This window comes from Halioglobus sp. HI00S01 (assembly GCF_001635445.1).
In the GTDB taxonomy this organism is placed as follows: Bacteria; Pseudomonadota; Gammaproteobacteria; order Pseudomonadales; family Halieaceae; genus Halioglobus; species Halioglobus japonicus.
This window is the reverse complement of the sequence record NZ_LWEE01000296.1, coordinates 1-415: the sequence shown is the minus strand read 5'-3', so window position 1 is coordinate 415 and position 415 is coordinate 1. Positions and strand designations below refer to the sequence as shown.

The 415-nt window shown below is 56.4% G+C and carries 1 pseudogene; it reads right to left on the bottom strand.

The annotated features are described in order from the left end of the window. A pseudogene (locus tag A3709_RS24715) lies at positions 1 to 415 on the bottom strand (hypothetical protein); the annotation flags it as partial.

Sequence of the window (415 nt, the reverse complement as noted above, 5' to 3'; positions counted from 1 at the left end):
GGGTGAGGTGCACCTGATCAAAGAGCTGATGGCCAAGTCCACCGAGCTGGGTATGCAGACGCTGGACCAGTCGCTGGTGAAGGCATACAAGGAAGGACAGATTACCAAGGACGACGCCATTCGTTTTGCCGATTCTGCCAACGATGTGCGCCTGCAGATCAAGATGCACGACCGGGGCGCCGGTACCGGCGCCCCGGTCGTGCATCTTGATCTGCAGGCGCACATCGTTGGCAGAATCGGCAAAACGAATGGCGTCGTCCTTGGTAATCTGTCCTTCCTTGTATGCCTTCACCAGCGACTGGTCCAGCGTCTGCATACCCAGCTCGGTGGACTTGGCCATCAGCTCTTTGATCAGGTGCACCTCACCCTTGCGAATGTAATCTGCAATCAACGGGGAATTGAGCATGACTTCTAC